Annotated in this window: 2 protein-coding genes; both read left to right on the top strand. The window is 54.8% G+C overall.

Annotated elements, in window-relative coordinates; translation table 11 throughout:
* Positions 1-143, top strand: a 143-nt coding sequence (rpmF, locus tag U1T56_RS24340) for a 50S ribosomal protein L32 (protein ID WP_418162064.1), incomplete at its 5' end; no start/stop codon positions are given.
* Positions 144-302: 159 nt separating this feature from the next.
* The coding region (locus U1T56_RS24335) for an enoyl-CoA hydratase/isomerase family protein (protein WP_418162063.1) at positions 303-593 on the top strand (291 nt) is incomplete at its 3' end.

The raw sequence follows: 593 nt of genomic DNA, 5'->3' as shown, positions 1-593 counted from the left end.
CGAGAAAACGACTGCGCCGTACACACTTTAAACTGCAAGTGCCGGGCATGGTGCAATGCCCGAACTGCGGCGAATGGAAATTGGCGCACCGCGTCTGCAAAGCATGCGGTACGTACAAAGGAAGAGATGTCGTCAACAAATAATGGCCGACATCAAGCGACAGGCTGTCCGAAAAGCGGGCAGCCTTTTTTATTGGCAGTGAACAATCGACAACGTACGTCCACGCGTTTGTTTTTTTCGCTGCTGGCAGGAAAAAAGGGGGGGACGATGACCAATTGTCATAAAATAAAGGAGGAGTGCTGATGGAAGCGATGATGGAGCAGCGTGACGGCGTCGCCTTGTTTACGATTTGCCGTCCCGAAAAACGGAATGCAGTCAATTTTGCAGTGATGGAGGCGCTTGAGGGAGCGCTGAGCGAGGCGGAAGCGGATGAGCGGGTCAAAATATTTGCCATCACGGGCGCTGGCGATGAGGCTTTTTGCTCGGGCGGCGATTTACACGAGTTCGGGCCTTTGCGCGGCGCTGAGGCGAAACAGATGCTGACGCGCATGGGGGAGGTGCTCTACCGGCTGCTGACGTTTCCTAAACCGACG

This window comes from Benzoatithermus flavus, from assembly GCF_037908215.1.
Lineage (GTDB): Bacteria > Pseudomonadota > Alphaproteobacteria > Geminicoccales > Geminicoccaceae > Benzoatithermus > Benzoatithermus flavus.
The sequence above is the reverse complement of the archived record's forward strand: the minus strand, read 5'-3'. Positions and strand labels throughout refer to the sequence as shown.